This is a genomic window from Acinetobacter terrae (assembly GCF_013004375.1).
In the GTDB taxonomy this organism is placed as follows: domain Bacteria; phylum Pseudomonadota; class Gammaproteobacteria; order Pseudomonadales; family Moraxellaceae; genus Acinetobacter; species Acinetobacter terrae.
The window spans coordinates 24,371-42,654 of sequence record NZ_JABERI010000030.1; the positions used below are offsets into that span (position 1 = coordinate 24,371).

Sequence of the window (18,284 nt, forward strand, 5' to 3'; positions counted from 1 at the left end):
CTTTTGAAGCCTGTTTTTTTTTGCTTTTAAGCTTGGCCATCAAAGGTGATATTCGAACTTGCATGCAATAAGCGCTCGGCACCTTCTTCTGACAACTTGATTTGCAAACGAAGATCGTTGGGTGAGTCCGCATGTTTCAAAGCATCTTTATAGGTAATTTTTTTGGCTTTATACAAGTCAAACAAGGCCTGGTCAAAGGTTTGCATCCCGAGCTCACGTGAACGCTTCATCAACTCTTTAATTTCATGTACATCACCTTTACGGATCATATCTGCAATTAAAGGTGAGTTGATCAGGATTTCAATCGCTGCGCGACGAGACTGACCATCAACAGAAGGAATGAGTTGCTGCGCAATCACTGCTTTTAAGTTGAGTGATAAGTCCATAAACAGTTGATTATGACGATCCGCATCAAAGAAGTGGATAATACGGTCGATGGCTTGGTTGGCGTTGTTGGCATGCAGCGTGGCAAATACCAAGTGACCGGTTTCAGCAAAGGCAATCGCATAATCCATGGTTTCGCGCGAACGAATCTCACCAATTAAGATGACATCGGGTGCTTGACGCAGGGTGTTTTTCAAAGCAACTTCAAAAGAGTCGGTATCAATGCCCACTTCACGCTGGGTAATGATACAGCCCGCATGTTCATGGATAAATTCAATCGGGTCCTCAATGGTGATGATATGACCTTTAGAATTCTGGTTGCGATAGCCAATAATAGATGCTAAAGAAGTGGATTTACCTGTACCTGTCGCACCCACGAACAGAATGATACCGCGCTTGGTCATCGCCAATTCTTTTAAAATAGGCGGTAACTTCAGTTCCTCCATGGTCGGAATAACGGTTTCAATACGACGCAATACCATACCGGGTTCATCGCGTTGTTGAAATGCACTGACACGGAAACGGGCAGTTTTGTCGCGGTTGCTGATGGCAAAGTTACATTCGCGCGTTTCAGCAAATTCTTTACGCTGCTTTTCACTCATAATTGAGTTTAAAAGTTGCCCAACAATTTCGCCCGTCAGCTTGGTCTTTGCGATTGGAACAATCTGACCATTAATTTTCATGGACGGTTCAACATCGGCAGTAATAAATAAGTCGGATGCCTGCTGTTGAATCATCAAATTCAGTAAGTCGTTAAAATCCATAATAAGATCCTAAATCCGTTTAAACTTATAAGAATGATTCTGGTTGTTTTGCCATGGTGCGGGCAGTTTGCGGGCTGATAATGCCTTTAGCGACCAGAGTTTTTAGGCTTTGATCTAGCGTAGTCATACCGTAGTTGGCACCGGTTTGAATGGCAGAATACATTTGAGCCACTTTGTTTTCACGGATCAGGTTACGGATGGCAGGAATACCAATCATAATTTCATGCGCTGCGACACGACCGCCACCATTTTTCTTCAATAGGGTTTGAGAAATCACGGCTTGTAATGATTCAGACAACATGGCACGAACCATGTCTTTTTCTTCCGCCGGAAATACGTCAATTACACGGTCAATGGTTTTTGCTGCAGAGGTAGTATGTAGTGTACCGAAGACCAAGTGACCCGTTTCCGCAGCAGTCAATGCCAAACGGATGGTTTCAAGGTCACGCATCTCACCGACTAGAATAATGTCAGGGTCTTCACGTAGTGCCGAACGTAATGCTTCGTTAAAGCCGTGTGTATCACGATGCACTTCACGCTGGTTAATCAAACATTTTTTCGATTCGTGTACAAATTCGATTGGATCTTCGACCGTTAAAATATGGTCATAACGGTTATCGTTAATATAGTCAATCATCGCAGCAAGTGTGGTTGATTTACCCGAACCTGTAGGTCCAGTCACTAACACGATACCGCGTGGGAAATTACAAATATCTTTGAAGATTTGACCCATGCCAAGGTCTTCAATGGTCAGTACTTTTGATGGAATGGTACGGAATACGGCACCTGCACCACGGTTTTGGTTGAATGCGTTGACACGGAAACGAGCCACACCCGGCACTTCAAAAGAAAAGTCGGTCTCTAACTTTTCTTCAAAATCACGACGCTGTTTATCGTTCATGATGTCATACACAAGTTTGTGTACTTCTTTATGTTCTAAAGCGGGTAAGTTGATACGACGAACTTCGCCATCGACACGGATGAGTGGTGGCATACCCGCTGATAAGTGTAAGTCTGACGCCCCATTTTTAGCAGAAAAGGCTAAAAGTTCAGTGATGTCCATAATTTCCCCGAGATCATTTAAATGTTATTTATTTTGTTAGAATAATAAGGCTTTCCCAGAGCTTAACCAACAGTTAGTTTAAAGGGAAAGTAAAAAAAGATGAACGAAAATGAGAACCTCGTCAATGAATAGTCTTCAAGCGTCACGAAATAAAGTTTTACAGCAAATTGAAGATGCCTGTAAACAGGCCCAGCGTGAGCCGAAAACCGTACAGTTACTGGCTGTTTCGAAGACTCATCCAAGTGAGTCGCTACGTGAAATGTACCAAACGGGACAACGTGCATTTGGAGAAAATTATTTACAAGAAGCTCTGGATAAAATTGAAACTTTAAATGATCTGGACATCGAGTGGCATTTCATTGGACATGTTCAGCGCAATAAAACCAAACATTTGGCTTCAAGCTTCGCATGGGTACATGGAGTGGATCGTTTTATTATTGCCGAGCGTTTATCCAATCAGCGTGAAGCCTCTCAAGCACCGCTGAATATTTGTTTACAAGTCAATATTGATGCGCAAGAGACGAAAGACGGATGTCAGCCGAATGAAGTGGCGGAATTAGTTAAAAATATTAGCCAGCTGCCACATTTAAAATTGCGCGGCTTGATGGTGATTCCCGCACCCAACAATATCCAGGCTTTTGCAGATGCAAAACAACTTTTTGACACCGTTAAAAAAGAACATGCACATCCTGAAGACTGGGATACCTTAAGCATGGGGATGTCAGGTGATATGGCTGAGGCGATTGCTGCTGGCTCAACCATGGTTCGAGTTGGAACAGCATTATTTGGTGCGCGGGATTATTCCAAGTAAACAATACTTACATCCATTTTGATCATTTTGAAAACTGAACTTTAGGGTTCAGTTTTTGTTTTTTAAATTGAACTTGCCACTAAAGTTGAGTACAAAAGGAACCGTCTAAGGGAATAATCTGTATAAAAATTATTTATTCGACCAAGAAAATAGGGAAGTTTATGACGGCATATTATCAATTGATCGGGCGAAATACGGATGTGGTCGGAGAAGTAACGGCGCATTACCGCTCAACCATACTGGCTCAAGGGGCATGGAATGAGCATGAGCAGCATATGGCACCCGCGACTGGAATTATCTGTGCGGAATTAGACCAGTTTTCCCCACGAAATGATATGCGTATTGGCCGGATCAGTTTAGATATTTTAGGTCTGATTCCTGCTGGAGAGTTTAGTATCACCACCAAAGTAATTCGCCCGGGCAAGACCATTGAGCTGATTGAGTCAGAAATGAAAGCTCAGGGTAAAAGCTGTATCGTTGCACGTACCTGGCGCATGATGACGCAAAATAGTCAGTTGATAAAAGGTTTGGAAGATGCTCATGGAAATGCGCCTGAAAATGCGCCAGTGTGGGAAGGAATTCGTCAGTGGCCGGGTGGGTATATTCAGTCGATAGAAGCACGAAGTCATCAGCGCCGTGCTGGAAAGGGCGTTGTTTGGTTGCGAACACCACATGACATGGTTGAAGGTGAAACGACCAGTGATTTTGTCCGCTTAATGGGGATGGTCGATACCGCCAATGGTATTGTGCCACGTCAAGAAACACCTTTTAGCTGGGGCTTTCCTAATCTGGATTTACAGATCCATATGCACCGTTTACCGCAAGGTCAGTGGCTGGGTCTGGAAACCATGCAGCAATATGGCGACGATGGTATAGGTCTAACCAGTTCCGTGTTGCATGATCTTTCTGGACCATTCGGGCGCAGTGAACAGATTCTGACTTTACGTCCCATGGCATAGTTTTTTTGCAAATAAAAGCCTAGATCATCTTCTAGGCTTTTATATGATTTTCGGATTTTAAAATTACCCGACCACTTGAATGGTACTTGCACCGGCACCTAATGGTTTCACCTGAATCTGTACCGGAATACGTTCGTGCATTTCTTGAATATGCGAGATCAACACGACTTTACGTCCTTGGCTTTGCAACTGATCCAAGGCATTCATCACCATATACAAAGAAGATGCATCTAAGGTCCCAAAACCTTCATCAATAAACAGCGATTCAATTTTCATCGAGCCAGAGGCCATATTGGCAATCGCCAAAGACAAGGCGAGGGCAGTCAGGAAAGATTCCCCACCCGAGAGTGAAGAGACTGAACGGGTTTCTCCATCCATATCATGATCGACAATAGCGAGGCTCAACGAGTGATCTAAACGCTTGAGGGTATAGCGTTGCGATAACATGGCAAGTTGCTGATTGGCATGCTCCACCAGAATGTCGAGATTATATTGCTGTGCGTAATCACGGAAATCTTTACCTTTCGCATCGCCAATCAAGCCAGAAATTTTGCCCCAACGATGTTCTTGTTGTTGAATGCTTTGAATCTGATCGGCAAATTTTTGCAGTTTCAGCACATTTTGCTGATGAACTTCGAGCTTTAAATTTAACTGGTCATAGGCATCACGTTGGGTTTTTAAAACCGTGAGATGCTGCTCTAATCGCTGTTGTAATACTGTGAAATCGCAGTCTGGCTGTAATTTTAAATGTTCAGCAAGTTGTCCATGCATGGTTTTTAAAGCCGAAGATGCTTCATTTAGCATTCGTTCGGCTTGCTGGATTTGTTGACGAATCTGTTGCTCTTGTGTGTTATCAATCAGCAGTAATTGAGTTAACTGATCCGCTGCAAAATCAGGATGCAGCGTCAACCATTGCTGAATTTCAGTATCCGATTTTTCTTTGGCATCCATATGCTGTTGTTGCTGGACTTTAAGCTGGTTTAACTGATTCTTCTGCGTTTCAAAATTTTGACGTAATTGTTCAAACTGTTGTTTTAATTCAGTATAAGTGGTTTGCTGTTGCTGACGTTTTTGATCATGGGCTTTTAGCCAATCATTCGGCTTATCTTGCTGTGTTCCGGTCATATCAAAAATAAGTGAACAGGCAATTTTACTATTCTGTTGTCCTTTTTCAGAAAATTCATTTACGACTTGTTGAGTCTCCTCAAGCTGCTTCAACAGATAACCAAGATCGGACTGTGCTTTTTGCAGTCCCTGTTGTTGTACGTTTAACTCTGTATTGAGCTGTTGTAGCTGTTGCAGATGTTTAAAGCGCTGCTGCAAATCCTGTTGAATTTGCTGCGCCGTCTGAACGGTATTTTGTTGCCATGCTTGTTGCTGTGCTGGACTTAGGCAAGAGAAAACATCATTCACTTGAGTTTGTAAGGTCTGAGCAGATTCGAGTAAATGATGTTGTTCTTGGATTTGCTTCGAGAGTAACTGCTGATCTTGGGAGGCTTGAATCAAGTTTGCAATCTGTTGTTCAGCCTGCTCTAAACTCAGTTTGAGTTGTGTTTGAGCTGCCGAAAATTCTTCATTCAGACCTTGCTGTGGCTGCTCTAAATTAAGCTGTAATGCAGCAATTTTAAATAGTTGCTCTAATGCATCTTTTGTCGCTTCAAGTTTTGTTGTTAATTGGAGAATCGTCGTTTCAGTCTGAGTATGTTCAGTCTGTAATTGAGTCAAATGGAGTTGCTGATCTTGCCATATTTTAAATGTCGTTTGCTCAAGTTCAATAGCATGTTGTTCTTGTTGCTGCTGGAGATTAAACAGCGTTTTAGAAATAATGCTTTGATCTTCTTTATAAGGATGATGGGTACTGCCACAGACCAGACACGCTTCACCAGATTGCAAGTTATCACGCAGCTGCTCAATACTTTCAGTATGCAACAAGCGCTGTTGTTGTAAAAACTGTTGCAGTTTTTCACGCTCTAATTTTGCAGTTTGATAATCTTGTTCTGTCTGCTGGGTCTGTTTTTGCAGTTGTTGTAAGGTGATGGTTAAAGTGTCTAACTGTGATTGAGCAGTTGTTTTTTCATGATTATCTGAAAACCACTGAGTGAGTCGTTGCTCGATCAAACTGAACTTATTTTGTTGAGCCAGTTTCTGTTCACGTTGCTGGCGGATTGCTGCTAACTGTTGTTCTAATGCTGCAACATTTCCAAACTGTGAAATATGTTGTTCAAGCTGCTGTTGTTGCTGTGCAAAATGTTGTTGAGCAGTTGCAAGATTACCTAAACTATTTTCAATATGTTGATAGTGTTGAATAAAGCGTTGAAGTTGCCCTAGATGGACATCTAAACCGTGGTCTAAAGCTGAAAACTGTTGGCTGTGTTGCAGCTGTTGCGTGATGGTGGCTTGGTTGTGTTCAAGCTGTTGAGCATGTTGCAAGCTTGCATTGAGCTGTTGTTCTAACGGCTGCTTTTGAAGTTTCAGTTCATCCAGTTTGGCATTGGCTTTACGAAATTCTTGCGCAATAAATTCGCGTTCCTGAATACAGTGACGAACCTGCTGTAAGGCGTGGTCATGTTGTTGTTCAAATTCTTGGGTATTTTTGAGGGCAGTTTCAGCCGCTAGATAAATCTTTTTTTCTGCTTCAAATTGGTTTTCCAGCAATAAAAACTGCTGTTCAGACTGTAAGATTTTCGGGGCAAGTTGCTGTTGTGCCTGAATACTATGCTGCTGTTGAAAGACGACAGGACGGATACTGGAAAACACCTCTAAGCGTTGTAACTGCTCGCGTTCTTGTGAAAGCTGCTGATGGCTAAGCTGCTGTGTATCAAAATGCTGTTGTTTAAGGGCAATCTCTTGCTCAAGTTTATGTTTATGTTCAAACCACTGTTGCTGTAATTCAAGTCGGGTTTTTTCTTGTTCTAGTTGAGTGAGCTGTTGTTTTATTTGCAGATGTTGTTGCTGTAAATCAGTGAGATCCTGCTCCGAAATAATCTCAATATGACCTAACATCTCTTCGAGTTTTTTACGCTCTTTTTCAATATCTGCCGTTTTACGAAATGCAATTTCACCAATTTTGGCAAAAATATTGGAGTTGGTTAAATATTCAAGTAACGCACCACGTTCATTGTCACGTGCTTTTAAAAATGCAGTCACTTCAGATTGGGCAAGTAAAACTGCACGGGTAAATTGCTCAAAACTGAGTTGGGTAATTTTATGAATACTGGCATCCACTGCTTTGGCTTTATCCGCAATCACCACACCATCGGTTAAACATTTTAAATGGCGTTGTACACTCTGTAATTTACCTGTGGCACTTTCACGCGCACGTTTAATTTCCCAACGTGCCAGATAATGCTTTTGATCCTGTGCCACAAAGACAAGTTCGGCAAAGCCATGTCCGGTACCACGGCGAAGCACGGTTAAAGGGGAGTTGGTCAGTAATTCAGAACCATCAACATCTACCAATTTACCATCACTGCCTTTAAGACGCGGCACTTGGTTAAACAGTGCCAGACACATGGCATCAAGAATCGTGGATTTACCTGCCCCGGTTTTGCCAATAATGGCAATTAAACCGGCATTGGCCAAAGGCTCACTTTCAAAATCAATAAAATGTTCACCAGCAAGAGATGCCAGATTTTTTATACGTATAGATAAAATTTTCATGGCAAATCCTTAAATCGTGTTGCTATCTTCAAGTGAATGATGGGCTTCTTGAACCAGAGTTTGAAAATCTTTTAACACCGCATCATCCTGTGCATAACCTTTGTTCTGCCAAATTTGTTCAAAGAGTTTTTCTGGTGTGGGCGGTTCAAGCTGAATTTTTGCAGACGAGTTTTGCACTTGATTGTTTTTATATTGTCGTGAAATTTTAACCAGACGATAGCGGTCTTTTGGCAAAGCATCTTCAAACTGTTGTCTTAAATTGGGCAGGGGCGGTGTGTCGGTATGATATTCAATATCGATATATTCACGTTGATCAATATTGGCAATTTCACCACTGGCGAGGGCTTTAAGCTGTGTAAATACCTCATTCAATTCACCACGAATCCGGTGCAATTGAATACTGCGTGGAATAGGCAATGCTTCAAATTGAAAAGCAGTTTCATCAGCTTTGGATGGTTCAATTTTGACTTCAACCACTTGGTGCTTGTAGTTAATTTCACTGAAAGATAAAGGAATCGGTGAGCCGCTATAACGAATATGCGGATGCTGAACTTTTTGTGGTTTATGCAAATGTCCAAGTGCCACGTAATCAATCACATCATCAAATAATGCGGTAGACAGAGCTTCTTCATTGCCAATAATAATCGGGCGTTCAGAGTCAGAAGTTTCGCCGCCTTGCATATGCGCATGCGACATTAAAATCAGCGCCTGATCATCGGTCTTGCGCTTCTTGGCTTCGCTAATCAGTTGTTGATGTAAATAGGCAATCGCATTTTGGCTATTGGTGGTGTGCTCATTAAAACCGGTAATTTCAGCAGCACGTAAAAAAGGCAGGCTTAAGCACCAAGCAACAATATTTTTATCTAAGTCATAAATGGGTTGTAGTAAACGATCGAGATCTAAAGTTTTATCTTCCTTCCAACGTACCACTCCAACCGTTCTGGCATTGTATTTTTCTAGCAAGGGTTCGACTTGTTCAATGCGATAACCTGAATCATGATTACCTGCAATCATGAGCGTTTGCATATGCGGGGCAAGTGCATGGGCATCGGCTAAAAATTGGTAAAGCTGTTTTTGTGCGGCAGATGCAGGATTGATGACATCAAAAATATCGCCTGCAATCAGTAGCGCATTCGGTTGTTTTTGTTTGATTTGTTTAAGTAACCAGGTTAAAAACTGTTCATGTTCATATTGGCGTGAATGGTTGTAAAAAAATTGTCCCAAATGCCAATCTGATGTATGAAAAAAATGAACAGCCATGAATGCCCCAAATCACAAAGTATGATAAGGCTATAAATTACCATAAATTATGCGGGCTACTCTGTAATTCATAGTAGGGGTGATCACTTAAGTCGGGTTAATTTATTCAAATTTCAGGCTTTTTTTATTTTGCATTTTCATCTGCTTCAACAAGTCCAAAGGTGTTTTGATCCAAGTCGAGAAAATATCCCTGCCAGCAACGTCCTGGAATGGCAAATTTAGGCATGGCAATCTGGCCACCCGCGGCAAGAATTTTCTTGGAAGCTGCATCGAAATTTTCGACCAAGACAGAACAGGTAAAAGCATTGGTGCCACAATGTGTCGGTGGTACTTCTGCAGGGCGTTTCAGTAATCCACCAGACATGTTTTCAGTTTCGATCTGGTAATATTCAATAGGCAGACCTTCAACCTTGGTAAATTTCCAGCCAAAAACAGTCTGGTAAAAGTCGATGTCTCTGGGTGGGTTTGAAGACTGGATTTCAAAGTAGACAATGTTATTCATGATTTAGCCCTGATCGTTATTTTAAATATTTTAGAAAAATTGATGCGATGCTTTTGCCGTATGAGTGATTTTTGATTGCTTTTAAAGTAAATCAAATGCTCGGAATGATGTGTTTATTCTTTGGGGTAAATCGTATAATAATTATCCATGTTGAAAGATGGAAATATTCAGTTGCGAAAAGCAATTTATGTTTTGGGGACCTACTTGGAGTAGGTAAATCATAAAAAAAGCAAATAGAAATTCATTCAGGGCACAGGTTTATATGTAATCGAATTTCTTTTGTATCCAGATTAGAGCACAACTATGCCAGATAATCCGTTTGATAATAATCTGCCGAATGACATGTTTTACAAGACATTATTGGAGTCAACCTTAGCCATTCCATGGAGCATTGACTGGGCAACTAAACAGTTTAGTTATATTGGTCCGCAAATTGAAAAGTTACTGGGCTGGAAACAGGATTCCTGGAAGTCGGTGCAGGATTGGGCAGACCGCATGCATCGGGATGATCGTGATCATGTGCTGAATTTTTGCGTATCTCAATCCATTGCAGGCATAGATCATGAAGCGGATTATCGAGCATTGAAGGCCACGGGCGGATATTGCTGGATTCGAGATGTGGTCCATGTAGTGCGCAAGGAAAATGGTGAAGTTGAAAGTTTAGTCGGCTTTATGTTTGATATTTCTGACCGTAAGAAAAAGGAAGAAGAATTAACCGCCTTACATCGCAAGCTGGAAGAGTTTTCCTATAAGGATGGTTTAACCGAAATTGCAAACCGCCGTCTATTTGATGATTTTTATTCGCGTGAATGGTACAACGCGATCCGTGAGCAAAAGCAACTGTCGGTGATTTTGATCGATATCGACTTTTTTAAACAATACAATGACTTTAATGGGCACATTATTGGCGATGCCTGTATTAAGCAGATTGCACAGATGCTGGAAAGCTGCTGTGTCCGTCCGCGTGATTTAGTGGCACGTTATGGCGGAGAAGAATTTGCCATTGTATTGCCAGAAACACATTTAGAGGATGCGATTCAAGTTGCGACAAAGATTCTTCACATGATGGATCAGGCCAATCTTCCACATCGGGCTTCACCTATTTCTGAAAACGTCACTTTAAGTATGGGGGTTAAATGTATTCTGCCTACAAACAAGAATGACAAAATACACTTCTTGAATCTGGTTGATCAAAACTTATTTAAAGCCAAACAGACTGGGCGGAAACGCTTTATTGCTGATGAAATGTCAAATTCTATTTTAAGTTCCGCAGACAATTGAAACGCAGATAAAGTCAAAAATCCCTTCAATTGAAGGGATTTTTTTAATCAATCTTTAAAATGCACCGGTATCCACTGGTAACTCTTGCCATCTTTGGAATAAATATGTCCAATTCCCGGGAAAGGTAAATGTGGCGCAGCTACGGTCTGTCCCTGTTTCGCTAAACGGGCAAACTGGGCTAAACGTGTTTGAACTGCTTTTTTCGGGTCAACATCAAAATCAATCGCTGTTTCGGGTTGATCAAACTGAATGCTATGTGAATGCACAATATCACCGACAAATACGATTTCTTCATTGCCAGACTTGAATGCAAAACTAAAATGTCCCGGTGTATGACCTGCCGTACTGATCACGTCAAAACCTTTGATTTTGTCACCTAATTTAAAGGTCTTAAAGCGTTTCGTGGTTTGATAGGGCTGAACAGCTTGCTGAATTTTCTCAACAGTTTGTTTGAATCTGGCTTGTTTATCTGGTGGTAGCTTTGATACTTGCTTTGAATTTAGCCAATAGTTTGCTTCATTATCGGCAACATAAACTGTGGCATTCGGAAAGCTGGCGACACCTTTAGCACTAATGCCGCAAACATGATCGGGATGTAAATGGGTCAATAAAATGGTATCCACTTGCTCAGTTTTATAGCCCGCAGCATTCAGGTTCTTTACGACTGAACCAAAATTGGGACCGTTACAGCTCGATGAACCGCTATCCACCAAAACCAGCGATGAACCGGTATTGACTAGAAAAGCATTTACTGAGGTTTGAACATCTTTGGCTTGATTGGCATAATATTTTTTTAAGATTTGAGTCACTTCTGCTGCTGAAATACCTTTAAATAAGGCAGGAGAGAGGTAATTAGTTCCATCAAGCAGCGCTGTGATTTGTACATTGCCCAATTGGTGTTGGTAAAAGCCAGCGACCTGTTTTTGTTGAGTGATAGAATTGGCTTCTGCAGCTTGGGTTTGGGGTATTGCTATAAATGAACTGAGTGCCAGTAGCGTTAGTGCAATTGATTTATTCAGTGTTTTCATCGTTATTCTTATCGTTTAAAAGATATGTATTTTTTAGCATGTTTTGGAATATTTTTTATATAAGTCTTATGTTTCTTAAAATTCAAGGGAGAGCTGTTTGCAAATAAACCAACCATGGATCTATTCAAAATAATATTTGATTGAGCTGAAGAGCTGTGATGACAGCGCTTGGGGTAGTTAATTTTTAGGATGAAGTAAGTATAAGTTAATCTAGCTGAAATTGATTTATATGACAGGCGACATGGATGTCGCCGTTAGCTTGTGATACATGGAAGTATCATCAAGCTAACAAAAGATTTTTGTTACTTTTGATCTTTCAAAAGTAAGTTAATGCTTACGTAATGGAAAGAAAATTATAAATAGTAAAGTAAGGCTGTGAATTAGCTAAATCCTCTCCCTAACCCTCTCCTTTAAAAAGGAGAGGGAATATTGCATATTGATTTAAGTCTATAAATTGGTTTAAAAATCAAAAAACTGAAAATAAAAAAAAGCCTCTATCACTAGAGGCTTTTTATCATCTTAAAGATTAAACCTTAAGACACTTTATCACCCGGTTTAGCACCAGATTTAGGTGAAATCACCCAAACACCTTCGCCATTACCCGCAGCTAATACCATACCATTTGAAATACCAAAACGCATTTTACGTGGTGCAAGGTTTGCCACCATTACCACCAATTTGCCTTTAAGGTCTTCAGGTGCATAGAACTCACGAATACCACTGAATACATTACGTGGCTCAGCTTCACCCACATTTAAAGTCAATTGAAGCAATTTATCTGAACCTTCAACGTGCGCAGCTGCTAAAACTTCAGCTACACGAAGATCCACTTTCATAAAGTCTTCGATACCGATAATTTCAGCCTCGCCGACTTTAGGTTCAACTTTCGCAGGGGCAGCTTTTTTCTCTTTTTTCTTCTCAGCTTTTGGTGCTTCAGCAGGGGCAGCTAAAGAATCTTTAGATGCATCCACCATTGCAGCAACAGCTTTCGGGTCAACACGTTGCATAAGCGGTTGGAACAACGCAATTTCGTGCCCAACCAAGATATCTTTACGAGATTCGAAGTTGAAGCTTTCAAGTTGCAAGAAGTCTTGAACTTGTTTTGCCAAAGTCGGCAATACAGGTGCTAAGTAAACTGCCAATTGACGGAACAAGTTAATACCAACAGAACAAACGTCATGAACTTGTTGTTCTTGACCTTCTTGCTTTGCAAGCGCCCAAGGTTTTTTCTCATCGATGTATTGGTTGGCGCGGTCAGCAAGCGCCATGATTTCACGAATCGCAGCAGAGAATTCACGCGCTTCATAGTTTTGTGCAATTGAGCTACCCGCATCAATAAAGCTTTGCACCAGCTCAGGCTCAGCACATTCATTTGATAGTTTATTGTCAAACTTGGTGTTAATAAACTTCGCACAGCGGCTAGCAATGTTGACCACTTTACCAACCAAATCGGAATTCACTTTTTGCACGAAGTCATCAAGGTTCAAGTCAGAATCTTCAACTTTATCCGAAAGTTTAGAGGCGAAGTAATAACGTAAATATTCTGGGTTTAAATTCTCTAAATACGTTTCCGCTTTAATGAAGGTACCGCGAGATTTCGACATCTTCTGACCGTTTACAGTCAAGAAACCATTGACGAATAAGCCAGATGGCGTACGGTAGTTTGCGCCTTCAAGCATTGCAGGCCAGAACAACGCATGGAAGTAAACGATGTCTTTACCAATGAAGTGATACACCTCATTTTCAGAGTCTTTTTTCCAGTAGTCGTCAAAACTGAGTTCAGGACGTTTGCTTTTAATGTAATTTTCAAAACTCGACATATAACCAATTGGCGCATCAACCCAAACGTAGAAATATTTGTTTGGTGCATCTGGAATTTCAAAACCGAAATAAGGCGCATCACGAGAGATATCCCAGTCGTTTAAGCCGGCTTCAAACCATTCATCCAATTTGTTGGCAATAGAAACAGGAAGACGACCTTCGTCACGTGTCCATTTTTGCAGGTATTCAGCAAAATTTGGAAGTTTGAAGAAGTAATGATCTGATGATTTCTCAACAGGCGCGGCACCACTTAAAGTCGATTTTGGATTCAATAATTCTGTTGCATTATAGGTTGCGCCACAGACTTCACATGAGTCACCATATTGATCTTCCGCTTTACATTTCGGGCATGTGCCTTTGATGAAACGGTCAGACAAAAACATGCCTTTTTCAGGATCGAATAACTGTTTTACAGGACGAACTGCGATGTTGCCTGCTTCACGGTTCTTGATGTAAATCTCAGACGAGCGATTTTTGTTTTCTTCGCTGTTGGTCGAATCATAATGGTCAAAATGCACACCGAAACCATCAAAATCACGCATATGTTCTTTTTGCACATTGGCAATTTGCGCTTCCGGTGAAATACCGTTTGCTTCAGCGCGAAGCATGATTGCTGTACCGTGAGCATCATCCGCACAGACATAAGTCACGTCATGACCCATTGCACGCATGGCACGAACCCAAATATCTGCTTGGATATAACCGAGTAAGTGACCCATATGGATTGGACCATTGGCGTATGGAAGGGCGTTAGTGACTAGGATATTACGCACGGATATGACTCTCTCATTCGTATTTTATGCAAGGTGATCGATTTTACCTTAGTTGCATGCCAGATGCACAAGGGATTAGCTGAATTCTTTTCAAAAGTAGATTTTTATATATTCACTGATCAAGAACAGCGATAATACCAAGTTATAGAGATGTGAATGAGTAGCAAACCCATGATTGATGATGATTTTGATTTAGATGATTTCGAACGAGAAGTGACCCGAATTCCACAAAATCAGAATGCTCAAAACAAACTCGGGAAAGGCATTTTGCAAAACGCCGAGCAATATCTTCAGCAAATGTCTGCGGGTGAACATACCCATTTAATTCAAGCATTACGTCAACATGCTCAAGTAGAAGCTTATTTTGATGTACTTGCCGACGATCTTGATCAACCGGTCGATGCAAAATTTGCCAATGATGCATTAAACCTGATTCATATCTGGAGCTTGGCCAATCAACATGAAGATAATGTAGCAAGCTTCGACCTTTTAGATGTGATCAAAGATTATTTCCAGACTGAACTGCTTGAAGCCTTTGATGCTTTAGAGATTGATGCCGAAAATAAAGCACAGCGCCGTTTGGTGATTCAAGAAGCATTTAAACTGTATCAGATGCAGTGTTTTGCAGGCTGTATTCCACTTTTGTATGCACAGTTGGAAGGCTTATTGACCGATGTCCTGATTGAACGTGGTTTCTTGAAACAGAACCAGACCAAATTTGTCGATGTCTACAAAATTGTCCCCGGTTTAAAAGGGCATGAAATTAAGAGCTTGTGGCATAAGACCAAAATTGCCTGTGAAATGAATGTTTATTTTGCAGAATTGGCCGCTTATAAAATGGATAGCAGCTCAACTGTGACCATGACACGCCATAATATTTTGCATGGTACCGATGTCAGTCATTTCAGCAAAGAACGCAGTTTTATCTTGTTTATCTGGCTGTTTTCAGTCGTGAGTTTTATGAGCACGCTTAGAAAGTAATAAAATAAGCATCATTAAATTGAATGCTACTGATTTGAAATTCACTAAAGTGAAGCTCTGAAATGATCCTGGAAAATACGCCATCCAAACACAGGATGGTGTATTTCTCTGGATGAAAATCTTTCCCAAAGGAATGTTTTATTCACTCTATTTGGGTGCATATACGAAATTAAAAGAACAGCAAGTATGAAATGATTCACCTGAAATTTCTAAGTTGATTTATGGATTGGGCAATTCGTGTGTATTGAAGCTTGAAATTAGAGCTTAATGAGTTAAAAACATTGAGTTAAATTGAGGTTGCTCAATCATTTTATAGGTATCAATAACCGAAGATGGTACAAAAATATTCCATATATTAAGTTAATAATGAATTAACTGGGCTTTAATAATTGAGTGGGCATGACCATTTTTATTTATTCAAAGAGTGGCTAAATATAACAGATACGATAAATTCAATTTTCCTTCGAATGAATGAAATATAGAACTCGGTCAGCTTGGCAGTTTTGAAGAATCAGTGGATAGAAACTTAAAAATAAAAGAACTTAACTGAACGGAAGGAGTTATCTGGTGCTGTTGAAAAAACAACACCAAAACATATTGGATTCATTGTAATGCATTGAAAATTGTATGCTCTTAAAATTGAGGTTGGGGGAATTGCACTCAAATTTAGATTATACAGTACAGCCTTTTATACTGGGAAAGGACGGGTTGAATTTTATAGTTCACGCCATACTTTATTTTCATCATTTAAAGAAACGGTGAAATTAAAGTTTGAATCGTCAGATACAAGTAGACCTGTAGGTGTATGCATCACAACTTTTAAAATAGTCCCTTGTTCAAAAACTAAAGGATTGCAATTTTCTTTTTTTAGAATGACTGGTTTTAATAATTCGATGACTAAATTGTCCATTTTCTTTCCCCGAGCGTTTTCACTAACCTAGTGAAATACTAGCATGATTTGATAGATATTTAACCAATTTTATCAGCATTGAGAATTAAATCAAAAAAAATCAGATGGAATTTTTATGTGATATGCGCATTAAATAGAAAATTGCGGATTTGTTGGATTTTATAATTTGATTTTGTAAGTTTTTTATAATTTCCTTTCGTGTCGAAAAAAGCGAAACTCATTAGCTCATTGGATGATTTTTTTAATATTGTTTTAATTTATGAGTACTAGCCTATTTAGTCATAGGATTTATGGTTTCGGTGTGCTCTCATCTGCTTTGGGGGCTCAAAACAGATGAGAGCACATTGCTTAACTTATGGTTCAAGCATACCGGTGGTGCAACATCTGTAAGCCCTTCATCCTGAGAAAATAAAGCTTATCTTCTTTGCGCTTTGTATCTATGATGAGTTGAAATGATGAAAATATCATCATTAGGTTAATTTAAAAGTACAGATTGTTTATTGAAATGTCGGGTTGTTGAACATGATTCACGCGAAAAAACATTTCACAAACAGTGAATAAGTTGTTACAAAGATGAAAATACTAGAATAATGGCGGATCCATCCATGGGGCTAAAAATCGGTTTGGTTTGAGTGGATGGCTTAGGTTGTAAATTAAAAAATAAAGGAATATCCATACGCAATGTTTAAATCTTTTTTTCCGAACCCGAAGTGGTTCTTTTTGTCGTTGGTGCTTTGGTTTTTAATCAATGTTGCTTTGTGGTATTCAGGTGGAAGTAGTTGGGGAACATTTTTAGGCTTTGCACAAGGTTATCATGAGGCTGAATTGCCTATTGGCGTGAGTCGTTTCTGGACACCTTCATTTTTATGGTTTTATCTGTGGTTCCTTGTCTCAACGGTTATTTTTGCCCTGTTCTGGAAATTTAAATCCAGCAATCCGTGGCAAGGATGGTCAGTCTGGGGTTCAGCCTTTATTCTGTTTAATATCTGGTTTTCAGTGCAAGTCAATGTTGTAGTGAATGCCTGGTACAGCCCTTTTTACGACTTGATTCAGAAAATGCTCGGCAGTGGCGGGGGAGATGTCAATTTACTTTACAGTGAAACCATGACCTTCCTGTATGTCGCCATGGTTTATGTCACGATTGCGGTATTTAACCTGTTCTTTGTCAGCCATTATATTTTCCGCTGGCGTACAGCGATGAATTACTATTACACCGCACATTGGGAACAGTTACGTCATATTGAAGGGGCTTCGCAGCGTATTCAAGAAGATACCATGCGTTTTGCCAAAACCACTGAAAGTCTGGGGGTGAGTTTCATTCAAGCCTTGATGACTTTAATGGCGTTTTTACCGGTGTTATTACAATTGTCATCGCATGTGAAACAACTGCCTGTGGTCGGTGAAATTCCGTATGCACTGGTTTGGGCCGCAATTAGTTGGGCAGTTTTAGGTACAGTGGTGTTGATGGTTGTGGGTTATAAATTACCCGGTTTGGAATTTAACAACCAGAGGGTTGAAGCTGCATACCGTAAGGAACTGGTTTATGGTGAAGACTATGCTGATCGTGCCGATCCACTGACATTAAAAGAGTTATTTAGCAAAGTCCGTTTTAACTATTTCCGTTTATATTTCCACTATGCCTATTTCAATATGGTGCGGATCTGGTATATGCAATTGGACAATCTATACGGTTTATTTGTGCTGTTCCCAAGTATCGCTGCAGGTGCAATTACGCTGGGTCTGATGATGCAGATTGCCAATGTGTTTGGTAAGGTGCGTGAGTCATTTCAGTATTTGATTGAGTCATGGCCAACGATTATCGAATTGCTTTCGATTTATAAACGTTTAAGAGCGTTTGAGTCGACTTTGCATAAGTAATTTGTATTGAAATAAAGGCCCGTATCTTGCGTAATGCTGATCAGTTAAGGAGTTTGACCATAAACTCCTTAACTTTTGGGTTATTCACAGCAGAGTCTTATCTTATAAAATCAAATATTTGGAGTTCGTCAGTTCTTTTGTTTAGCCAAAAGAACCAAAAGCATTTGTCATCCGCAAAACTCGTCCACTACCACCGAATAGTAAATCCA

At 40.3% G+C, this 18,284-nt stretch carries 13 protein-coding genes; 5 read left to right on the top strand and 8 right to left on the bottom strand.

The features are described 5' to 3' along the window. Window positions 1-26: 26 nt before the first annotated feature. Complete coding sequence (locus HLH14_RS12205; RefSeq protein ID WP_067723907.1) at window positions 27-1,148, bottom strand: PilT/PilU family type 4a pilus ATPase; 1,122 nt, start codon at window positions 1,146-1,148, stop codon at window positions 27-29. A gap of 25 nt (window positions 1,149-1,173) precedes the next feature. Then, window positions 1,174-2,211, bottom strand: a complete 1,038-nt coding sequence (locus HLH14_RS12210; RefSeq protein WP_067723908.1) for a type IV pilus twitching motility protein PilT — start codon at window positions 2,209-2,211, stop codon at window positions 1,174-1,176. Window positions 2,212-2,335: 124 nt separating this feature from the next. On the opposite strand from HLH14_RS12210, the gene HLH14_RS12215 reads away from it, so the two are divergent. Next, window positions 2,336-3,022, top strand: coding sequence for a YggS family pyridoxal phosphate-dependent enzyme (locus tag HLH14_RS12215; RefSeq protein WP_067723909.1), 687 nt, complete (start codon window positions 2,336-2,338; stop codon window positions 3,020-3,022). A gap of 161 nt (window positions 3,023-3,183) precedes the next feature. Beyond that, window positions 3,184-3,981, top strand: a complete 798-nt coding sequence (locus HLH14_RS12220) for a thioesterase family protein (RefSeq protein WP_067723910.1) — start codon at window positions 3,184-3,186, stop codon at window positions 3,979-3,981. A 63-nt stretch (window positions 3,982-4,044) separates the two neighbouring features. Here HLH14_RS12220 and HLH14_RS12225 read toward each other — a convergent pair whose 3' ends face one another. From HLH14_RS12225 to HLH14_RS12235, 3 genes are all read right to left on the bottom strand, one after another. Continuing rightward, window positions 4,045-7,641 carry an AAA family ATPase gene (locus HLH14_RS12225; RefSeq protein ID WP_067723911.1) on the bottom strand — a complete coding sequence of 1,199 codons (3,597 nt, stop codon included), beginning with the start codon at window positions 7,639-7,641 and terminating at the stop codon, window positions 4,045-4,047. Between the two features lie 9 nt (window positions 7,642-7,650). Beyond that, window positions 7,651-8,901, bottom strand: coding sequence for an exonuclease SbcCD subunit D C-terminal domain-containing protein (locus HLH14_RS12230; RefSeq protein ID WP_067723912.1), 1,251 nt, complete (start codon window positions 8,899-8,901; stop codon window positions 7,651-7,653). Window positions 8,902-9,025: 124 nt separating this feature from the next. Further along, complete coding sequence (locus HLH14_RS12235) at window positions 9,026-9,403, bottom strand: VOC family protein (protein WP_067723913.1); 378 nt, start codon at window positions 9,401-9,403, stop codon at window positions 9,026-9,028. 303 nt (window positions 9,404-9,706) lie between these two features. Between HLH14_RS12235 and HLH14_RS12240 the strand changes: the two genes are divergently transcribed. Then, entirely contained in the window at window positions 9,707-10,684 is a 978-nt protein-coding gene (locus tag HLH14_RS12240) for a diguanylate cyclase (protein WP_067723914.1), read from the top strand. 47 nt (window positions 10,685-10,731) lie between these two features. Here the strand turns inward: HLH14_RS12240 and HLH14_RS12245 are convergent, their stop codons facing one another. Continuing rightward, window positions 10,732-11,712, bottom strand: coding sequence for an MBL fold metallo-hydrolase (locus tag HLH14_RS12245; protein WP_067723915.1), 981 nt, complete (start codon window positions 11,710-11,712; stop codon window positions 10,732-10,734). A gap of 533 nt (window positions 11,713-12,245) precedes the next feature. Beyond that, window positions 12,246-14,306, bottom strand: a complete 2,061-nt coding sequence (gene metG / locus HLH14_RS12250; RefSeq protein WP_171533153.1) for a methionine--tRNA ligase — start codon at window positions 14,304-14,306, stop codon at window positions 12,246-12,248. Window positions 14,307-14,477: 171 nt separating this feature from the next. Between metG and HLH14_RS12255 the strand changes: the two genes are divergently transcribed. Beyond that, window positions 14,478-15,287, top strand: coding sequence for a hypothetical protein (locus HLH14_RS12255; RefSeq protein ID WP_067724196.1), 810 nt, complete (start codon window positions 14,478-14,480; stop codon window positions 15,285-15,287). Window positions 15,288-16,002: 715 nt separating this feature from the next. On the opposite strand, the gene HLH14_RS12260 is transcribed toward HLH14_RS12255, so the two are convergent. Beyond that, complete coding sequence (locus tag HLH14_RS12260; protein ID WP_067723917.1) at window positions 16,003-16,197, bottom strand: hypothetical protein; 195 nt, start codon at window positions 16,195-16,197, stop codon at window positions 16,003-16,005. 681 nt (window positions 16,198-16,878) lie between these two features. Between HLH14_RS12260 and sbmA the strand changes: the two genes are divergently transcribed. Beyond that, window positions 16,879-18,075 (top strand): peptide antibiotic transporter SbmA, encoded by a 1,197-nt coding sequence (gene sbmA / locus HLH14_RS12265; protein ID WP_067723918.1) that lies wholly within the window; start codon window positions 16,879-16,881, stop codon window positions 18,073-18,075. Window positions 18,076-18,284 lie beyond the last annotated feature (209 nt).

Bases quoted from the DNA above. Each gene is read 5' to 3' on its own strand.
- HLH14_RS12205 (WP_067723907.1), bottom strand. From the start codon at position 1,148: ATGGATTTTAACGACTTACTGAATTTGATGATTCAACAGCAGGCATCC.
- HLH14_RS12210 (WP_067723908.1), bottom strand. From the start codon at position 2,211: ATGGACATCACTGAACTTTTAGCCTTTTCTGCTAAAAATGGGGCGTCA.
- HLH14_RS12215 (WP_067723909.1), top strand. From the start codon at position 2,336: ATGAATAGTCTTCAAGCGTCACGAAATAAAGTTTTACAGCAAATTGAA.
- HLH14_RS12220 (WP_067723910.1), top strand. From the start codon at position 3,184: ATGACGGCATATTATCAATTGATCGGGCGAAATACGGATGTGGTCGGA.
- HLH14_RS12225 (WP_067723911.1), bottom strand. From the start codon at position 7,641: ATGAAAATTTTATCTATACGTATAAAAAATCTGGCATCTCTTGCTGGT.
- HLH14_RS12230 (WP_067723912.1), bottom strand. From the start codon at position 8,901: ATGGCTGTTCATTTTTTTCATACATCAGATTGGCATTTGGGACAATTT.
- HLH14_RS12235 (WP_067723913.1), bottom strand. From the start codon at position 9,403: ATGAATAACATTGTCTACTTTGAAATCCAGTCTTCAAACCCACCCAGA.
- HLH14_RS12240 (WP_067723914.1), top strand. From the start codon at position 9,707: ATGCCAGATAATCCGTTTGATAATAATCTGCCGAATGACATGTTTTAC.
- HLH14_RS12245 (WP_067723915.1), bottom strand. From the start codon at position 11,712: ATGAAAACACTGAATAAATCAATTGCACTAACGCTACTGGCACTCAGT.
- HLH14_RS12255 (WP_067724196.1), top strand. From the start codon at position 14,478: ATGATTGATGATGATTTTGATTTAGATGATTTCGAACGAGAAGTGACC.
- HLH14_RS12260 (WP_067723917.1), bottom strand. From the start codon at position 16,197: ATGGACAATTTAGTCATCGAATTATTAAAACCAGTCATTCTAAAAAAA.
- sbmA (WP_067723918.1), top strand. From the start codon at position 16,879: ATGTTTAAATCTTTTTTTCCGAACCCGAAGTGGTTCTTTTTGTCGTTG.